Genomic DNA, 18,161 nt, shown 5'->3' with positions numbered 1-18,161 from the left:
CGACCGCTTCGCGCCTCAGCCCAGCGTGCGCACGTCGACGAAATGGCCGGCCAGCGCCGCCGCCGCCGCCATGGCGGGGGAGACGAGGTGGGTGCGGCCGCGATAGCCTTGCCGGCCCTCGAAATTGCGGTTCGAGGTCGACGCGGCGCGCTGGCCGGGCTTGAGCTGGTCGGGGTTCATGCCGAGGCACATCGAGCAGCCCGGCTCGCGCCACTCGAAGCCGGCGGCGATCAGGATCTTGTCGATGCCTTCGGCCTCGGCCTGCTGCTTCACCAGGCCCGAGCCCGGCACCACCATGGCGTAGTCCAGGCTCGCATGGATCTTCTTGCCCTCGACGATCTTGGCGACGGCGCGCAGATCCTCGATCCGGCCATTGGTGCAGGAGCCGATCCAGATCACGTCGAGCGGGATCTCGGTCATCTTGGTGCCGGCGGTCAGGCCCATATATTCGAGCGCCCGCTTCTTCGAGGCGCGCTTGACTTCGTCGGCGATCTGCTCGGGATCGGGCACGTTGCCGGCGACCGAGATCACGTCCTCGGGGCTGGTGCCCCAGGAGACGATCGGCGGCAGGTTGTTGGCGTCGAGCTTGACGATGCGGTCGAAATGCGCGCCCTCGTCGGTGCGCAGCGTCTCCCAGTAGCGCACGGCCTCGTCCCAGGCGGCGCCCTGCGGCGCCCGTGGCCGGCCCTTGAGATAGGCGAAGGCCTTCTCGTCGGGGGCGACCATGCCGGCGCGCGCGCCGCCCTCGATCGCCATGTTGCAGACGGTCATCCGTCCTTCCATGGTGAGGGCGCGGATGGCGTCGCCGGCATATTCGATCACCGAGCCGGTGCCGCCGGCGGTGCCGATCTCGCCGATGATGGCGAGGGTGATGTCCTTGGCGGTGACGCCCTTGGCCAGGGTGCCGTCCACCTGGACGAGCATGTTCTTGGCCTTCTTCTGGATCAGCGTCTGGGTCGCCAGCACATGCTCGACCTCGGAGGTGCCGATGCCGTGCGCCAGCGCGCCGAAGGCGCCATGCGTCGAGGTGTGGCTGTCGCCGCAGACGATGGTCGTGCCGGGCAGGGTGAAGCCCTGCTCGGGGCCGACGATGTGGACGATGCCCTGGCGGACGTCGAGCTCGTCAAAGTACTCGACGCCGAAATCCTTCGCGTTCTTGGCCAGCGCCTCGACCTGGATGCGGCTCTCTTCTTCGGCGATGCCGGCCTTGCGGTCGGTCGTCGGGATGTTGTGGTCGACGACGGCGAGCGTCTTGGTGGGAGCGTGGACCTTGCGGCCGGTCATACGCAGGCCCTCGAAGGCCTGCGGGCTGGTGACCTCATGGACGAGGTGCCGGTCGATGTAGAGCAGGCAGGTCCCGTCATCCTGGCGGTCGACGACGTGGTCCTCGAAAATCTTGTCGTAAAGCGTGGTCGGGGCTTTGGTCGCAGTCATTGGCTTCGTGCCTTCGGTATGGAAATCGAATTAAGCGGCCGGGCGGGCCGAGGCGCGTGCAGAGGGCCTGTCGCCGGCCGGACGGCCGGTCTCAGGCCCGGCTAAGGCCGGCTGCGAGCGAAGCGGTGAAGCGGCCGAAGAAGCGCCAGGGCAGGCGGGCGTGATCATGCAACGCGGCAAAGCCCTGCGTCGTCGGGAAGCGGCGCGGATTCAGCGTGCGGCGCATCACGCGCCGGCAACCGTCCTGAATGTGCGGCTTCTTGTTCATGGCGTGGTTCTATCAGTTCCAATCTGCGGCGGCAACGCGAAGCGCTCGCAGAGCGCCCTTGCGGCAGCCGCGCACTGGCTTGAAGCGAGCGTACCGGATGCGATCGCCCCGGCTTGCCTCGTTCACGCCCGAAAACTGCTTCCTCATGCGGGCGAACATGGTTTATCGGCTCCGCGGTGTTCCGCAGCGACAGGCTACGGGTCGGAAATGGCAGGATGACGAGATGGCGCGGTTCTTTCCCTTCATGCTGCTGGCGGTCGTCGCCTATGGCGTCGCGGTCGCCGCCATGGGTGTGCCGCTTTCGCAGGAGCTGCTTAATCTGCGGCTGCCTTCCGGTTCGGTCTTCACCCTGACGATGAGCGAACTCCTGCTCGCGATCTCGACGGTCGTGCTGTTCTTCGAGATCATGAACGCGACCAGCGCCAAGTCGAGCTCGATCTTCAATCACGGCCTCTCGCTGGTACTGTTCATCGCCTGCGGGCTGATCTTCCTGTTCGTGCCGGGCTTCGGCACCGGCACTTTCCTGATCATCACGCTGATGTCGCTGGTCGACGTCGTCGCCGGCTATTCGATCAGCATCCTGACGGCACGGCGCGACATGACCTTCGGCAATCAGGAGTAGGGTCCCGCTGGCCCACCGGCCCTCATCCTGAGGAGCGCCGGTAGGCGCGTCTCGAAGGATGATCCAGGAAATGCCGGAGCTTCCTGAAGCATCCTTCGAGACGGCCGCTGCGCGGCCTCCTCAGGATGAGGGCTGAAGAGGCTTCTAAAGCTCGCTGCGCAGCTCCCAGAGCTCGGGAAAGAAGGAGCGTTCCAGCGCCGTCCTCAGGAATTTCACGCCGCTCGAGCCGCCGGTGCCCGGCTTGAAGCCAATGATGCGCTCGACCGTCTTCATGTGGCGGAAGCGCCATTGCTGGAACTGGTCCTCGACATCGACGAGTTCCTCGGCGAGCTCGTAGAGGTCGAAATAGCGGTGGGTGTCGCGGTAGACCGTGAGCCAGGCCGCTCGGACTGCCGGGTTAGAGACATGCGGCTGGCGCCAGTCGCGCTCCAGGCATTCGGCCGGAATGGGCAGGCCGTGCCGCGCGAGCAGCCGCAAGGCCTCGTCATAGAGGCTCGGTGCCGCCAGCAGCGCTTCGAGATGGGCGTGATGCGCTTTGTGATGCTGGTGCATCGCCAGCATGCGCGGATCCTTGGCGCCGAGGCGGAATTCGAGGGCGCGGTACTGGTAGGACTGGAAGCCCGAGGATTGGCCGAGCGCGTCGCGAAAGGCGAGATAGTCGGCCGGCGTCATGGTCGAGAGCACGTCCCAGGCGCTGATCAGCTGTGCCTGGATGCGCGAGACCCGCGCCAGCGACTTGAAGGCCGGCTGCAATTCGTCATTGCGGAGCGCGGCAATGGCGCCGTCGAGTTCATGGGTCGCGAGCTTGAGCCAGAGTTCCTGGACCTGGTGGATGGTGATGAAGAGCAGTTCGTCGGGGGCGTCGCTCAGCGGCTTCTGCGCTGCGAGCAGGAGGTCGAGGCCGAGATAGGAGCCGTAGTCCATGCGGTCCTTGAAATCGGTCGTCATGCCGGGTTCGATCCGGCTGCCCGTGCTGCCTGTATTGCCTGCCATCACGGCCTCCTTGCCTGCGGTCCGGCGCCTTGACGCAAGGTGGCTACCGGATATTTTAAGTTTAAAGTATTTCGGCGGGCGAACAAGCTGCGGCGAGGTTGCGATGACGGTTTCCGGTGAGATTGCCGTGGGAGCGAAGACGGAGATCGGTGCGCCGCCCTTCGACCTGTCGGCGGAGTTCTCGCGCTTTCGCCAGAACTGGCCGGAGCGGCTGCATTTCGCGGCGCACAGCCATCATTTCTGGCCGGACGCGACGCGCGCAGCGCAATTGCGCTGCTGGGACGATGCGGCAAGGCTGGTCGACGGCAAATGGGAAGCGGTGCTCGGCCCGGCCTGGCAGCGCGTCGCGCAGGGCATCGCAAAGCACCTGAACCTGCCGGGCATCGACGGGCTTGTGCCGGCGAACAATACCCACGAGTTCGTCAACCGGCTGCTCTCCTGCCTGCCGCGCGAGCGCAAGGCCCGCATCCTGACCAGCGATGCCGAGTTCCATTCCTTCCGTCGGCAGGTGGAGCGGCTCGCCGAAGACGGGCTGGTCGAGCTCGTCTCGGTGCCGGCCGAGCCCTTTGCGACCTTGCCCGAGCGGCTGGTCGCAGCGGCAAGAGCCGATGCCGGCATCGACATGGTGTTCGTCAGCCAGGTCCATTTCAATTCCGGCTTCGCGCTGACGGATCTGGAGGCGCTGGTCGAGGGCATCTCGGCGCCCGGCCGCCTCGTCGTCATCGACGGCTATCACGGCTTCCTGGCGCGGCCGACCGATCTCTCCGCCGTTGCCGACAAGGCCTTCTACATCGCCGGCGGCTACAAATACGCGATGTCGGGCGAGGGCGCGTGCTTCATGCACTGCCCGCCGGGTTTCGGCATGCGGCCGCGCGACACGGGCTGGTATGCTTCCTTCGGTGCGCTGGCCGGCCCGCAGGGCGAGGTCGGCTATGCCGAGAATGGCTGGCGCTTCATGGGCGCGACCTTCGATCCTTCAGGCCTCTATCGGATGGGCGCGGTTCTCGACTGGCTCGACGGCCATGAACTCGACGCCGGCAGGATCCATGGCCATGCGCTGGCCCTGCAGGCGATCGTTGCCGACGGGCTGGCGCGGAGGCCTTGCGGCGTGCTCACGCCGGAAAACCTGGTCGTGCCGCTGAGCGAGCCGGCACGCGGCAATTTCCTGACCTTCCGCCATGCCGACGCGGCCCTCTGGCATGAGAAGCTAAGGCAGGCCGGCGTCACCGTCGACCTGCGCGGAGACCGGCTGCGCCTTGGCTTCGGGCTCTACCAGAATGCGGCTGACGTAGAGATGCTGCTAGGGCGGCTTGCGCGCCTTCCCTAGAGAAAATCGCCGGAAACCGCGACGAGTTTTCAACGGTTGCGTTTGTGAGCGTCTCGTTAACGCTCGCAACACGTGTCCGCCCTATGCTATGGCGCTCACCGCGCGCATCGGGAGGCATCGTGCCGGAACAAGACTTCAACCTCGCCTTGCCTTTCGCGCGGCAGACGGTTTTTTCCCCTGAGAGCGTCATGCTCGCGGTCGCCGGGCGCGAATATACCTATGGACAGCTAGGGCAGGAGGTCGCGCATCTCGCCGGCGCGCTGGTGCCCCGCCTGCGGTCGCGCCGGGTCGGCATCCTGGCGACACGCAGTCTCGAGGCCTATGTCGGCATCCTGGCCGCCTGCTGGGCCGGCGCCGCCTATGTGCCGCTCAACCTGAAATGGCCCGAGGAGCGGCTGGTCGCCCTGTTGCAGGCGCTGGAGCTCGATGCCCTCGTCGTCGACGAGAATGGCGCGGCGCTGCTGACGCCGGCGGTGCTGGAAGCGGCTCCGGATCTCGTCGTGCTGCCGGCCGGGCTGGCGAAGGAGGCGGCGCGGCCGGGCCAGGCGGTGATCGAGCGGACCGCGCTCGACACGGCGCCACTGCCGGGGCCTGCGCAGGTGCGGGCCGATGCGGTCGGCTACATCATCTTCACCTCGGGCACGACCGGCATGCCGAAAGGCGTGATGATCTCGGCCGGCTCGCTCGACCATTACATCGCCCAGAGCCGGTTCTGGACGCGCTACACCGCGGATGACCGGATCGGCGAGGCCTGTGACGTCACCTTCGACCTGACGGTCCATAATCTCTTCCTCTGCGTCGAAGCCGGCGCTTCGCTGCATGTCATGTCGCAGCTGGAGCTGATGGCGCCGGCCCGCTTCATTCGCAGCCATGAACTGACCGTCTGGATGTCGGTGCCGACCGTGATCGGCCTGATGCGCAAGAGCGGCGCCCTCAAGCCCGGCGTGTTTCCCAGCCTGCGCATGTCGATCTTCTGCGGCGAGCCGCTGCCGGTGGAGGCGGCGCAGGCCTGGGCGGCGGCGGCGCCGAACGGCCGCGTCGAGAACATCTATGGGCCGACCGAATGCACGGTGGTCTGCATGCGGCAGACGCTGACCGAGCCGCCGGTGGTGACGCCTTCGCGCGGCATCCTCGCGATCGGCGAGCCCTATCCGACCATGGCGGTGGCGATCCTCGACGAAAAGCAGCAGCCGGTTGCGCCGGGCATGCCGGGCGAGATCGCGCTCTGCGGGCCGCAGGTCGGGCTCGGCTATTTCGGCCAGCCCGAGCTGACCGCCGACCGCTTCCGCCTGCTCGACGGGCGGCGCTGGTACCTGACCGGCGATCTCGGCAGCTGCGATGCTGACGGCGTCTTCCATCATCTCGGACGTGTCGACAACCAGGTGAAGGTCAAGGGCAACCGGATCGAGCTCGAGGAGGTCGACATGCATCTGCGCCGCGCCGCCGGCAGCGAGCTCGTTGCCACCGTCGCCTGGCCGGTCGCCTATGGTTCCGCCGAAGGGCTGGTCAGCTTCGTCGCCGGCAGTGAGCGCGAGCCGGAGGCGATCCGCGAGGCGATGCTGGAGAGCCTGCCGCGCTACATGGTGCCGGGTGCGGTCCACCCGCTCGAAGCGCTACCGCAGAACGTCAACGGCAAGGTCGACCGGCGGGCGCTGGTGGCGTTGCTGGAAAGTGGCCGCATGGCCGAAGCCGCGACGGCGCCTGAAACCGTCGCCTGAAGGAGAGATATGTGACCAAGGTTTCGGCTGTCGCCATCGTCAGGGAGACCGTGCTCGCTATGCTGGCCGAGCGCGGCCATCGCGGCACCATCTCCGACCATGATTCGCTGTTCTTCAGCGGCAAGCTCGATTCGATGGCGGCGACGGAAGTACTGATGCTGCTCGAGCGCGAGATCGGTATCGATCTCGCGGATGCGGATTTCGACATCACCCAGCTCGACACGCTGGCGCAGATCGAGGCCCTGATCGGCGAGCACGCCTGACGCCGGCAGCGCTCAGATGCCGAAGAGATGGAGCAGGAAGTCGGTCCGCTCCGCCAGCCCGAGATGGCCGCTCTCATCGGCGAAGATCTGCACCACTGCGAAGAAGCTGATGACGACGAGCCGCGGCGTGACCTCGTAGCGCCAGAAGCCGTCCTCCGGTTTTGGCTTGCGCTTGCGCAGCTGCGAGAGGATCAGCGCCAGGGTCAGCAGGGCCGCGTAGAAGACATAGCTTTCGAAGCGCATGATGGCGCCGAGAAACCCATGCTCGGCCACGAGATGGACCTGCGAGATCACCGTGAAGAGCAGGTTGCCGACGAAGGCCGCGCAGAAGGTAGCGAAGGCGATGCGCAGGCGCGGGTGCGCCTTGAACCAGCGCGCAAAGGCCGGATAGAAGAAGAAATCCAGCAACAACTCTTTGAAATAGAAGAGGTATCGGTTCCAGAACTCGGCGATGCTGCGGGCGCTCAGCGGCCGCGCCGTGTTGCGGGGGATGCCGTAGCCGGCCATGCGGACGATCGCGACGAAGACATGGGCGAAGGCGGCGGTCGCCAGCACCGTCAGGATGAAGTTCTTGGCGACGATCAGCCAGCCGGCCGTCGCGGCCGGCGGCTCGCCCTGCGCCGTCATCGTCAGCGCCTCGTTCAGCGTCGGCCAGTCGGCGACATCGTAGAAGGTGGCGGAGAGCAGCGTGTGCAGCCCGGCGAGGATTGAGGCCCAGACGGCGAGCTTCAGTGCCCGCAGCCGGGTTGCGGCGAGCTCCGCTTTGGTCTTCGCCTCGAAGGTCGCGAGATAGGTCAGCGTCTTGAACGGAATCGATGGCCCACCCCAGAACGGGCGCATGAAGCCGAGATAGAACGGCAGGGGGCGTTCGATCCGGCCGCGCTGGTCGACGAAGGCATAGGACAGGAAGAAGAACGAAGCCGCGTAGATGACGATGAAGGTCCAGAGCGTCGCATAGGCCGGCGTCTCAGGCTCGAGCAGGCCGGTCGCGGCGATGCAGGCGGCGAGGACCGCGAACTGGGTCAGGACCGGCCGGCGGGCGAGCAGGCTGGCGCGATAGCGCCGCTGCAACCGCAAGGCGAGGCCGCAGAACAGCAGGAAGCCCATGGCGATCGGCGCCTGCCAGGCGAGATGCGGCAGCTCGACTAGTTCCGGCGTAGCCTCGCGCAGCTTCTCCGCGAAGTCCTGCTGCTGCTGGCTCCGGAACGGCCGGAGCACAATGTAGAGCAGCCCGGAAGCGGCCATGACGAGGAGGCGGCGAGCCGGGAACAGGGCGCAGCCGAGCAGGGTGAGACCCACCAGCGCCACGGCAGAGAGCGAGATCTGGAAGCTAAGCGCGAGCGCAGCGAAGAACGCCGCATGCAGCAGGATCATGCCGATCGGGGTTGCGACGAAGGCGAGCGCGGCTTCGTTTCGGTCGAGGCCGAGCCAGGCCCTATGCCAGGCCGGCTGCGCGAGCTTCAGGCGTGCGGCCGAAAAGGGGGCACATCGCGGTTGCCCGTCCGATGCGCCATCGCCATGTCTTGCCGTGTCCTGCACCAGCCGTCCCGCCCGCTCCAGACCTGTGCGGCGTTTAGACGGCTTTCCTCAAATTTCCGTTGCTCGGCGGCTGCAAAACGCAAAACGCGGCCCCGAGAGGCCGCGTTCCGGAAAACTTGCTGGTGGCAGCGCTTGCTTGCCGCCGTTCTTACTTCGCGCCGTTCTTGCCGTTCTTGGCCGGCTTGGCCTCGACGCGCTCGGCGATGCGGGCCGACTTGCCGCGACGATCGCGCAGGTAATACAGCTTGGCGCGGCGAACCTTGCCCTTGCGGACGACCTTGATGGAGTCGAGGTTCGGCGAATAAAGCGGGAAGACGCGCTCGACGCCCTCGCCATAGGAAATCTTGCGGACGGTGAAGCTCTCGTTGAGGCCGCCGCCATTGCGGGCGATGCAGACGCCTTCATAGGCCTGAACGCGGCTGCGCTCGCCTTCCTTGACCTTGACGTTGACCTGCACGGTGTCGCCGGGCTGGAAATGCGGGATTTCCTTGCCTTCGGCGAGCTTGGCGATCTGCTCCTGGTCGATCTGCTCGATGATGTTCATGGTTCTCTCCATGGCCGTTGTCGCGTGTGTTCACGCGGGCGTTACGGCGCGCTGTTTTCAGTTGAGAGCCGGGCCATACAGCAGCGCGACAGGTTTGTCGAGACGGTGCCGACGTCGCGGCCGAAATCGCCGAGGCGTATCGCGGGGCTTGCGCGTCAATAGCAGAATCGGCTGCGGTGAGCCATCGGCGAGGCGGCGACGAGGGCAAGGCGCGGTGGCGGATATCCTGACCTTTGCCTCCCTGTTCACCCTGCTCGTCGGGCTGGCGGCCGGCGTCGTCGGCGGGGTGGTCGGAACCGGCTCTTCGATCATGCTCCTGCCCGTGCTGGTCTGGTCCTTCGGGCCGAAGCAGGCGGTGCCGATCATGGCGGTCGCCGCGGTGATGGCGAATCTCGCGCGCGTGCTGGCCTGGTGGCGCGAGGTCGACTGGCGTGCCTTCCTGGCCTACGGCCTGCCTGGCATCCCGGCTGCGATGCTGGGCGCGAGCACGCTGCTGCGCCTGCCGCCGGCGCTGATCGATGTCGGGCTCGGCCTGTTCTTCCTCGCGATGATCCCCGGCCGGCGCTGGCTGGAGGCGAAGCGGATCAGGCTTTCGCTCTGGCAGCTCGGACTGGCGGGAGCCGCGATCGGCTTCCTGACCGGGCTCGTGCTCTCGACCGGGCCGCTCAGCATTCCCGCCTTCATGGCCTATGGGCTGACAAAGGGCGCGCTGCTCTCGACCGAGGCCGCGACTTCGCTGTTCATCTACATCACCAAGGTCGCGACCTTCCGCTCGCTGGGCGCGATGCCGCTTGCCATCCTGGCCAAGGGCCTGATCGTCGGCGCGTCGCTGATGGTCGGCACTTTCGCCGGCAAGGCGCTGGTGATGCGCATGGACCGGGCGACCTTCCAGCTCCTGCTCGACGGCATGATGCTGTTCTCCGGCCTGTTCCTGATCGCCGCCGCATTCCGCTGATCGTGGCGCGGCGTTGATCGCAGCGGGGCCTGCCGGCAAGCGCGCTTCCGACCGGCGGGCGGGGGCTGTATGGAAGGCGACAGCAAGTCGCCGGGAGTCATGCGCAATGTCGGAAAGCTCGATCAGGACCGTTCTCGTCACCGGCGCCGCGCGCGGCATCGGGCTGGCGACGGTCAAGCGATTCCTCGCCGACAACTGGCGCGTCGCGCTGCTCGACATCGACGCGCACGGCCTTGGCGAGGCGATGGCGGAACTCGATGCGCCGACGGTGACGCTGTCGCTGGTCTGCGACGTTGCCGACCCCGTCGGCGTGGCTGCCGCGGTCGATGAGGCGGTCGAGCGCTTCGGGCGGCTCGACGCGCTCGTCAACAATGCCGGGACGGCGGTCTTCAAGCCGCTGCTCGAGACCACGCATCAGGAATGGCAGCGCGTGCTCGACGTCAACCTGACCGGGCCGTTCCTGACGACCCAGGCAGCCGCTCCGGCGATGGCCGACAATGGCGGTGGCGCCGTCGTCAACATCACCTCGATCTCGGGCCTGCGGGCATCGACGCTGCGCGTTGCCTACGGCACCAGCAAGGCGGCGCTCGCCCATCTCACCAAGCAGCAAGCGGCCGAGCTCGCCGGACTCGGCATTCGGGTCAATGCGGTCGCTCCCGGTCCGGTCGAGACCGCCATGGCCAAGGCGGTGCACTCGCCGGAGATCCGCGCCGACTATCACGATGCGATCCCGCTCGCCCGCTACGGGCTGGAGGAGGAACTCGCCGAGGCGATCTTCTTCCTGTGCAGCGACAAGGCGAGCTACATCACCGGCCAGGTGCTCGCCGTGGATGGCGGCTTCGACGCGGTCGGCATCGGCCTGCCGACCCTGCGCGGCCAGCGCCGCAATCGCTGAGCGTAAATAAGCGGGGTCGTTCCGGACAAGCAGCGAAGCTGCGCAGATCCGGGACCCATGCCTGAGCCTTCATCGATGGTGCTCAGGCATGGGTCCCGGATCTGCCTTCGGTCGCCCGGGACGACGCGCGCGCTGATCGGCGAGAGAAAAGTCCGGCAGGGGGTCGGCAGGTCAAAAAGCGCGACAACATTCCCCTTGCACCGGCCCGCATTCGGCGCGAACCTTTCTCCCGACATCCCTCTTCGACGGCCGCCCGACCCTGTCGGGCCCGAGCGACCGCCGCCTCACCGGCGTGGGCGCTTTCCGTTCCCGCCGGTCTTCCGCCGCCGGGAGCGAGGCCCGCAGCCTTGGCGTCCCCATGCGGCCAGAACCGAAGGAGGACGATATGGCTGCGATTTCCGCCAATGGAGGAAGCCCGTCCGGCGTCAGAGGCAAGGGGCCACGATGCGTCGCCATCGTCGGTCCCTTCCAGAGCGGCAAGACAAGCCTGTTCGAGAGCATATTGGAGCGCTGCGGCGCCGTTTCGCGCGCCGGATCGGTCAAGACACGCAACAGTGTCGGCGACGCCTCGGCCGAGGCCCGCGCCCATCAGATGAGCACCGAGCCGAATGTCGCCACCGTCAGCTTTCTCGGCGAGCGCTTCACCTTCATCGACTGTCCCGGCTCGGTCGAATTCCTGCACGAGATGCGCCATGTCCTGACGGCGGTCGATGCCGCGGTCGTGGTCTGCGAGGCCGATGACCGCAAGGCTCCCGCGCTGGAACTGGTGCTGCGCGAGCTCGAGGAAGCCGACATTCCGCGCTTCCTCTTCCTCAACAAGATCGACACGGCGACGCGCCGGGTGCGCGAGACGCTCGCGCTGCTGCAGCGCGCCTCGCGCACGCCGCTACTGCTCCGGCAGATCCCGATCTGGCGCAACGGCATCGCGGTCGGCTTCATCGACCTCGCTCTGGAACGCGCCTTCGTCTATCGCGAGCATGCGCCGAGCGAGGTGGTGCCGCTTGCCGCCGAGGAGGTCGAGCGCGAGCGCGACGCCCGCTTCTCGATGCTCGAGAAGCTCGCCGACTACGACGATACCCTGATGGAGGATCTGCTCGGCGATATCGAGCCGCCGCGCGACCTGATCTTCGACGATCTCGCCCGCGAACTCAGGGAGCGGCACGTCGTGCCGGTGCTGATCGGCGCGGCCGAGCGCGGCAACGGCGTGACGCGCTTGCTCAAGGCGCTGCGCCACGAGGCACCGGGGCTCGACGCGACCCGCGGCCGCATCGGCGTCGTCGACAGCGGCGCGCCGCTCGGGCTGGTGATGAAGACCTGGCATTCCGGCCAGGGCGGCAAGCTCTCGCTCGCCCGGGTGCTGCGCGGCCGGCTCTCCGAGGGCGACACGGTGACGTCCTCGGCCGGCATCGAGGCGCGGATCGGCGGCGTGCTCGAATTGAAGGGGCCAGAGCAGTTGCGCCAGCCGGTCGCCGAGGAGGGCGAGGTCGCGGCGTTCTCGCGGCTGGAGGGCGTGCGCACCGGCGATGCGATCGCAGCGGGCAAGGTCAGGCCGGACGCGATCAGCGCGGTCGTGCCGCCCGAGCCGGTGCATGCGCTGGCGGTGACCGTGAAGGAGCGCAAGGACGATGTCCGGCTGGCGGCGGCGCTGGCCCGGCTGATCGAGGAGGATACCGGGCTCAGCCTGCAGCATCTCTCCGAGTTCAGCGAGATGCGGTTGTCGGGGCAGGGCGAGATGCATCTGCGCGTCGCGCTGGAGCGGCTCTCCGGCCGCTATGGCGTCGCGGTCGAGAGTGCGGCGACCGAGATCGGCTACCGCGAGAGCATTCGCGGCAAGGCGAGCGCCCGCGGCCGGCACCGCAAGCAGAGCGGCGGCCATGGTCAGTTCGGCGATGTCGTGCTGGAGATCGCGCCGCTCCCGCGCGGCGAGGGCATCCGCTTCGTCGACAAGATCACCGGCGGCGTCGTGCCACGCCAGTACATCTCCTCGGTCGAGGCGGGCGTGCGCGATTTCTGCCAGCGCGGGCCGCTCGGCTTTCCGCTGGTCGACATCGAGGTGACCCTGACCGACGGCTCCTATCATACCGTCGATTCCTCGGACATGGCCTTCCGGCAGGCGGCGCGGATCGCGATGAGCGAGGCCTGTCCGCAGGCGAAGCCGGTGCTGCTGGAGCCGATTCTCGCGGTCGAGATCGTGATTCCCTCGGACGCGATGTCGCGTGCCTCGGCGCTGGTCTCGGCCCGACGCGGCCAGATCCTCGGCTATGATGCGCGGCCTGGCTGGCGGGGCTGGGACCAGATCAATGCCCAGGTGCCCGAGGCGGAGATGGGCGGGCTGATCGTCGAGCTGCGCTCGGCGACTTCCGGGGTCGGCTCGTTCAGCGCCCGCTTCGATCATCTCTCCGAACTCGCCGGCAAGCCGGCGGACGCCGTCGTGGCGGCGCAGGCGATGGCCCAGGCACGATAACCGGGTTGCGACGGATAGGTTCATATGTAAACTTTTTTGTGCGGAAGCGCGGCGGGTGCTTGCACCCGCCGCGAGCATTTCGCACTGTAGTGCAAGCCATGAGACGAGACGGGCTTTCGCCGGGCGAGGTGTCCAGGCGGATCGTCTCCGGCGAGCTTCGACGGCCCGGCAACAGGGCGCGAGGCGCTAAGGGAGGACGACGATGAACGCGATGACCGCCGCGGACACCACTCCGGACCCGCGGCCCTGGCTGGCCCATTATCCGGCCGCCGTACCTGCAGAGATCGATCCGGCCGCGCCCGGAACCCTGGCGGAGCTGATCCGCTCGGCCTGCGAGCTCTACGCGCAGCGCAATGCCTTCGAGAGCTTCGGCAAGAACCTGACCTATGCCGAGATCGGCCGTGCGGCGCGGGCCTTCTGCGCCTGGCTGCAGGCGCAGGGCTTCCAGAAGGGCGACCGCATCGCCCTGATGATGCCGAACATCCTGGCCTATCCGGCAACCATCTTCGGCGCGCTGCTCGGCGGCTACACCGTCGTCAACGTCAACCCGCTCTACACGGCGCGCGAACTGACGCATCAGCTGACCGATTCAGGCGCCCGCGCGCTGGTGGTGATCGAGAACTTCGCCCATGTCGTCGAGGAGGCGCGGCCGAACCTGAAGCTCGACGCCATCGTCGTCGCGACGGCCGGCGACCTGATGGGCTTCAAGGGCAGCATCGTCAATTTCGTCGCCCGCAAGATCAAGAAGGTGGTGAAGCCCTTCACCCTGCCGGGCTCGTTCCAGCTCAAGGCTATCCTGGCGGGTCCCGCCACCATGGCGCCGGTCACCGTGGTGCCCGACGACATCGCCTTCCTACAATACACTGGCGGCACGACCGGCGTCGCCAAGGGCGCGATGCTGACCCATCGCAATGTCGCCGCCAATGTCGAGCAGGCGCGGCTCTGGCTGGGCTGGGCGGTCGAGCCGCCGCTCGGGCGCAGCGACTACCAGCACGTCATGGTCACGGCGCTGCCGCTCTACCACATTTTCGCGCTGACCTGCTGCTGCATGTTCATGCTCAGGATCGGCGCTAAGGGGCTGCTGATCGCCAATCCGCGCGACATAGCCGGCTTCGTCAAGACGCTGAAATCGAGCCGCTTCACGCTCTTCTCCGGGGTGAATACGCTTTACAACGCGCTCGGCAACCATCCTGACATCGGCCAGGTCGACTTCTCGGAGCTGCGCTTCTCCGTCGCCGGCGGCATGGCGACCCAGGCGATCGTCGCCAAGCGCTGGCGTGAGGTGACCGGCAAGCCGATCATCGAGGGCTACGGGCTGTCCGAGACTTCGCCGATGGCCTCGGTCAATCGCCCTGACATCAACGAGTTTACCGGCACGATCGGCTTCCCGCTGCCATCGACCGACATTGCGATCCGTGACGCCGACGGCAACGAGACTCCGCTGGGCGAGCCTGGCGAGATCTGCATCCGCGGACCGCAGGTGATGGCGGGCTACTGGAAGCGGCCGGACGAGACCGCCAAGGTGATGACGCCGGACGGTTTCTTCCGCTCGGGCGATATCGGCATCATGCTGCCCGACGGACAGGTCAAGATCGTGGACCGGATGAAGGACATGATCCTGGTCTCCGGCTTCAACGTCTATCCCAACGAGGTCGAGGACGTGCTCGCTGCCCATCCCGGCGTGCTCGAGGCGGCGGTGATCGGCCTGCCCGACGAGCATTCCGGCGAGGCCGTCGCGGCATTCGTGGTGAAGAAGGATCCGGCGCTGACAGCCGACGCCCTGCGCGCCTTCTGCAAGGACAGCCTGACCGGCTACAAGGTGCCGAGGCAGATCATCTTCCGCGATACCCTGCCGAAGACCAATGTCGGCAAGGTGCTGCGCCGGGCCTTGCGCGAGGAAGTCGCCGCGAGCGCAGCCAGCGCGACGAAAGGCTGAGGCGAGGTGCCTCAGCCCTGAGCGCCGCTCATTCCGGCGCGTGGATCGTCGCCCGCAGCGCCTTGAGCTGCGCCAGCGAGGAGGCGAGTCCGGCCTTGTCAGTGACGCAGATCAGGGCGGTGCGTCCCTTCGGCGTCTCCAGGGTCGAGGTGAACATACGGACGTTCTCGGCATTGGGGCCGGTCTTCGGCGTTACGACCAGCTCGATGCCGTTGAAGCCCTGATGCTCGAAGAGCTTGAGGTCGGAGACAGTGCCGATCGTCTCGAACATGTCGCGATAGAGCTGCTGCCATTCCGGCTTGGCCATCTGCGCGTTGATGATCTCACGGTTGAGCTGGGCGTTCTGGGCAGCGGGCTTGAAGCCGAGCGTGCAGAGCCGGCCATCGGCGTTGGCCGCCTTGGGCGTTCCGGTGGTCGAATCGATGTCGATGGTCACGTCGAATTGCGGATGCGGCCTGCCGGCCTTGCCGACGAAAGGCTTCGGCGGCGAGACGGACAGGTTCGTGGCCGGGTCGCCATAGGACTGGGCGCCGGCCGCGGTGCAGGCAAAGGCGAGCGGCAGCGCGGCGAGGAGGGCGGTCTTGCGGAAGCGATGGATCATGGCGTGAGGCTTAGGTCCAGATTGCGACATGGGCGAGACGTCTGCGCTATACGGCGTTGCATGACGGGGAAGCGGGCGGCGCGTCAAGCCGCGAGCAGCGCCTTGTCGCCGCAGGAACGGGGCGTGACCTCGACGATCTGCCCGGCCGGGACGCTGTGCCCGAAGCGGACAAGGGTGAAATCCTCGGCCCGGCCGCTATCGCCGCGCTCGGTCAGTATGGCGAGCTTGCGGCCGATCCGGGCCTTGAGGTGACGCTGATGGGCCGACTGCGCCGCCTCGCGCAGGCGCTGGGCCCGCTCGCGCACGATCTCGCCGGGAAGCTGCGGCATGCGCGCCGCCGGCGTGCCCGGTCGGGCCGAGAACGGGAAGCTGTGGACATAGGAAAGGCCGCAGTCCTCGATCAAAGCGAGGGTGCGGGAGAACATCGCCTCGTCCTCGGTCGGGAAGCCGGCGATCAGGTCCGCGCCGAAGACGATGTCCGGCCGCAAGGCCCGCACCTCCGCGCAGAAGCGCACGGCATCGGCCCGGCCATGGCGGCGTTTCATGCGCTTCAGGATGAGGTCGTCGCCCGATTGCAGGGAGAGATGGAGATGCGGCATCAGTCGCGGCTCGGAGGCGATCAGATCGCGCAGCTCGTCGTCGATCTCGACGGCGTCGAGCGAGGAGAGGCGCAGGCGGGGCAGGTCGGGGAGTGCCGCCAGCAGGGCGCGGACGAGGCTGCCGAGCGAAGGAGCGTCAGCCCGTTCGCGGCCATAGCTGGTCAAATCGACGCCTGTCAGCACGATCTCGCGGGCGCCTTCGGTGACAAGTGCCTGCCCCTGCGCGATCACGTCCTCGACGGCGGAGGAGCGGGCATTGCCGCGGCCGAGCGGGATGACGCAGAAGGTGCAGCGATGGTCGCAGCCGTTCTGGACCTGCAGGAAGCCGCGGGTGTGATTGGCGAGGGCGCGGGTGCGTTGAGGTGCGGCGCCGCGCGCCAGCATGATGTCGCCGACCTGCAGCTTGTCCTCCGCCGGGCGGTCGCCACCGCCGCGCAGGCTGTTGGAAGCGGCGAGCCGGCGCCAGTTCTTCGCTTCCAGCTTCTCGGCATTGCCGAGCACCGCAGCGACTTCGGGCATGGTCGCGAAGCGGCCTGGCTCGATCTGCGCCGCGCAGCCTGAGACGATCACCGGCCGTTCGGGCCGTTCGCGCCGGAGCCGGCGGATCGCCTGGCTGGCCTGGCGGACTGCCTCGGCGGTGACGGCGCAGCTGTTGACAATAGCGATGTCGCGCAGGCCCGCCGCCTCGGCCTGCGCCTGCATCGCCTCGCTCTCGACGAGGTTGAGGCGGCAGCCGAAGGTGAGGGTTTCGACCGGCATCTCAGGCCGCGGCGAAGAGCGCCGGCTCCAGCACGCCTTCGCGCTCCAGCTCGACCGGGCCGGTCATCAGGACATGGCCGTCGCTCTCGCGCCATTCGATGACGAGATCGCCGCCGGGCAGGCTGACGGTGGCCTTGCGGTCGCTGAACTCGCGCCGGACGGCGGCGACCAGCGCCGCGCAGGCGCCGGAGCCGCAGGCGCGGGTGATGCCGGCGCCGCGTTCCCAGACGCGCAGCACGATATGGTCGGGCGCCTTGACCGCGGCTAGGCTGATATTGGCACGGTCGGGAAAGATCGGATGGTTCTCGAGCAACGGGCCGATCTGCTCGAGATTGAAGCGATAGGGATCGTCGACGAAGAAGACGGCGTGCGGATTGCCCATGCTGACGGCGCCCGGCGTGTGCAGGACCGGGGCGTCGATCGGGCCGATCTGCAATTCGAAGCCGCTGGTGTCGTGGAAGGGCTCGGCGAGCGGGATCTCGTCCCAGGCGAGACGCGGCTTGCCCATGTCGACGGTAAAGACGAGGTCGGAGAGGCGCCTGGCTGGCAGCAGGCCGCCCTTGGTCTCGAGCGTGAGCGTCTTTCTCGCCGGATCGCCCATCTCGGGGTCGGCCATCATCGCCCAGGCCACGCAGCGCGTGCCGTTGCCGCAGGCACCGGCCTCGGAGCCGTCGGTGTTGTAGATGCGGACGAAGGCGTCGGTTCCCGGCGTCCTGGGATCGTGCAGGACCATCAACTGGTCGAAATGCATGCCCGGCGCGGCGGCGATGGCACGCGCCTCCGCTTCCGATGCGACTGACTTGGTGCCGCGCAGGTCGAGCACGGTGATCTCGTTGCCGAGGCCGTTCATTCTGAGGAACCGGCGATGCGCGAGAGCGTTCATATCGTCACATGTCCATGATGATGCGGCTCTATGACTGAGACGCCGAAAAAACGCCACCCTGTGAGGCTCTTGTCTGCGCATGCGAACAGCGTAGCTTGCGGCGCAACGACGCGATTCGGTCGTGTCAGGTCGGGACTATCGGGATGCGACACTCCAACCTGTGCATGATCGCCCTGGCGGCCGGCCTTGCGGTTCCCGTAGCCGCGTCGGCCCAGACCAGGGTCGCGCCCCCGGCGAGCGTCGAAAGCGCGCCGCTCGCACCCCCGGCAGGCCAGGCGACCACGGGTCAGGCGACGCCCGTGCAGAGCGCGCCGTCGACACAGGCGCTGCCGGGGCAGGCGCCGACCGGCCAGGCCCAGGC

General features: G+C 67.6%; 17 protein-coding genes. 9 read left to right on the top strand and 8 right to left on the bottom strand.

From position 1 onward, the window contains the following. Positions 1–15: 15 nt before the first annotated feature. Both leuC and RKE40_RS02870 read right to left on the bottom strand, forming a co-directional pair. Positions 16–1,434, bottom strand: a complete 1,419-nt coding sequence (gene leuC / locus RKE40_RS02875) for a 3-isopropylmalate dehydratase large subunit (protein ID WP_316016742.1) — start codon at positions 1,432–1,434, stop codon at positions 16–18. A 91-nt stretch (positions 1,435–1,525) separates the two neighbouring features. After that, entirely contained in the window at positions 1,526–1,702 is a 177-nt protein-coding gene (locus RKE40_RS02870) for a hypothetical protein (protein WP_316016741.1), read from the bottom strand. A 223-nt stretch (positions 1,703–1,925) separates the two neighbouring features. Here RKE40_RS02870 and RKE40_RS02865 point away from each other — a divergent pair, with 223 nt between their 5' ends. Continuing rightward, positions 1,926–2,324, top strand: a complete 399-nt coding sequence (locus tag RKE40_RS02865) for a hypothetical protein (protein WP_316016740.1) — start codon at positions 1,926–1,928, stop codon at positions 2,322–2,324. A gap of 144 nt (positions 2,325–2,468) precedes the next feature. Here the strand turns inward: RKE40_RS02865 and kynA are convergent, their stop codons facing one another. Further along, the gene (gene kynA, locus RKE40_RS02860; RefSeq protein ID WP_316016739.1) at positions 2,469–3,317 is read right to left on the bottom strand and encodes a tryptophan 2,3-dioxygenase; all 849 of its coding nucleotides are present in this window, start codon (positions 3,315–3,317) and stop codon (positions 2,469–2,471) included. Positions 3,318–3,420: 103 nt separating this feature from the next. On the opposite strand from kynA, the gene RKE40_RS02855 reads away from it, so the two are divergent. The 3 genes from RKE40_RS02855 to RKE40_RS02845 all read left to right on the top strand — a co-directional run bounded on the left by RKE40_RS02855 (position 3,421) and on the right by RKE40_RS02845 (position 6,625). Further along, positions 3,421–4,644, top strand: coding sequence for an aminotransferase class V-fold PLP-dependent enzyme (locus RKE40_RS02855; protein WP_316016738.1), 1,224 nt, complete (start codon positions 3,421–3,423; stop codon positions 4,642–4,644). Between the two features lie 119 nt (positions 4,645–4,763). After that, positions 4,764–6,362: an AMP-binding protein gene (locus RKE40_RS02850; RefSeq protein WP_316016737.1), complete on the top strand. Its 1,599-nt coding sequence runs from the start codon at positions 4,764–4,766 to the stop codon at positions 6,360–6,362. A gap of 11 nt (positions 6,363–6,373) precedes the next feature. After that, positions 6,374–6,625, top strand: coding sequence for an acyl carrier protein (locus RKE40_RS02845; protein WP_316016736.1), 252 nt, complete (start codon positions 6,374–6,376; stop codon positions 6,623–6,625). A gap of 12 nt (positions 6,626–6,637) precedes the next feature. Here the strand turns inward: RKE40_RS02845 and RKE40_RS02840 are convergent, their stop codons facing one another. Both RKE40_RS02840 and rplS read right to left on the bottom strand, forming a co-directional pair. Continuing rightward, positions 6,638–8,164, bottom strand: a complete 1,527-nt coding sequence (locus RKE40_RS02840) for a hypothetical protein (protein WP_316016735.1) — start codon at positions 8,162–8,164, stop codon at positions 6,638–6,640. 148 nt (positions 8,165–8,312) lie between these two features. Then, entirely contained in the window at positions 8,313–8,708 is a 396-nt protein-coding gene (gene rplS / locus RKE40_RS02835) for a 50S ribosomal protein L19 (protein ID WP_316016734.1), read from the bottom strand. A gap of 214 nt (positions 8,709–8,922) precedes the next feature. On the opposite strand from rplS, the gene RKE40_RS02830 reads away from it, so the two are divergent. From RKE40_RS02830 to RKE40_RS02815, 4 genes are all read left to right on the top strand, one after another. Beyond that, the gene (locus RKE40_RS02830) at positions 8,923–9,663 is read left to right on the top strand and encodes a sulfite exporter TauE/SafE family protein (RefSeq protein WP_316016733.1); all 741 of its coding nucleotides are present in this window, start codon (positions 8,923–8,925) and stop codon (positions 9,661–9,663) included. Between the two features lie 106 nt (positions 9,664–9,769). Further along, complete coding sequence (locus RKE40_RS02825) at positions 9,770–10,558, top strand: SDR family NAD(P)-dependent oxidoreductase (protein ID WP_316016732.1); 789 nt, start codon at positions 9,770–9,772, stop codon at positions 10,556–10,558. Between the two features lie 385 nt (positions 10,559–10,943). Next, entirely contained in the window at positions 10,944–13,022 is a 2,079-nt protein-coding gene (locus RKE40_RS02820; RefSeq protein WP_316016731.1) for an elongation factor G, read from the top strand. 211 nt (positions 13,023–13,233) lie between these two features. Next, positions 13,234–14,958, top strand: a complete 1,725-nt coding sequence (locus RKE40_RS02815; protein WP_316016942.1) for an AMP-binding protein — start codon at positions 13,234–13,236, stop codon at positions 14,956–14,958. Between the two features lie 28 nt (positions 14,959–14,986). Here RKE40_RS02815 and RKE40_RS02810 read toward each other — a convergent pair whose 3' ends face one another. The 3 genes from RKE40_RS02810 to dapF all read right to left on the bottom strand — a co-directional run bounded on the left by RKE40_RS02810 (position 14,987) and on the right by dapF (position 17,800). Continuing rightward, complete coding sequence (locus RKE40_RS02810; protein WP_316016730.1) at positions 14,987–15,559, bottom strand: hypothetical protein; 573 nt, start codon at positions 15,557–15,559, stop codon at positions 14,987–14,989. Positions 15,560–15,642: 83 nt separating this feature from the next. After that, the gene (mtaB, locus tag RKE40_RS02805; protein ID WP_316016729.1) at positions 15,643–16,917 is read right to left on the bottom strand and encodes a tRNA (N(6)-L-threonylcarbamoyladenosine(37)-C(2))-methylthiotransferase MtaB; all 1,275 of its coding nucleotides are present in this window, start codon (positions 16,915–16,917) and stop codon (positions 15,643–15,645) included. 1 nt (position 16,918) lies between these two features. Next, a complete protein-coding gene (dapF, locus tag RKE40_RS02800; protein ID WP_316016728.1) occupies positions 16,919–17,800 on the bottom strand; it encodes a diaminopimelate epimerase in 882 nt (293 codons plus the stop codon). 143 nt (positions 17,801–17,943) lie between these two features. On the opposite strand from dapF, the gene RKE40_RS02795 reads away from it, so the two are divergent. Then, positions 17,944–18,161: hypothetical protein (locus RKE40_RS02795; RefSeq protein WP_390893196.1), on the top strand; the 218-nt coding region annotated here is incomplete at its 3' end.

The sequence above is a fragment of the Allobosea rubneri genome, from assembly GCF_032464875.1.
Lineage (GTDB): Bacteria > Pseudomonadota > Alphaproteobacteria > Rhizobiales > Beijerinckiaceae > Allobosea > Allobosea rubneri.
The sequence above is the reverse complement of the archived record's forward strand: the minus strand, read 5'-3'. Positions and strand labels throughout refer to the sequence as shown.